The following is a 230-nucleotide window of genomic DNA, read 5'->3' on the forward strand; positions in this document are numbered from 1 at the left end:
GTGTCGCTCGCGAACGGCATCAACGTCGCCACCGGCACGACGCTGACCGTGGTCGGCAGCACCGATCTCGGGCTCGGCGGCACGATCTCCGGCGGCGGTGGGCTCGTGAAGAACGGCGCGGCGACCGTGACGCTGACCGGCGCGAACACGTATACGGGCGGCACGACGATCAACGCAGGCACGCTGGCGATCGGCGCGGGCGGCAGCCTGGCGGGGACCGGCGCGATGAA

1 protein-coding gene is annotated in these 230 nt (G+C 72.2%); it reads left to right on the top strand.

The window, feature by feature from the left end:
* A partial coding sequence (locus tag HWX22_RS31745) for an autotransporter-associated beta strand repeat-containing protein (RefSeq protein WP_175917040.1) occupies positions 1-230 on the top strand: 230 nt, incomplete at both ends.

The organism is Burkholderia sp. BCC1638, assembly GCF_902833195.1.
GTDB classification, from domain to species: Bacteria; Pseudomonadota; Gammaproteobacteria; order Burkholderiales; family Burkholderiaceae; genus Burkholderia; species Burkholderia diffusa.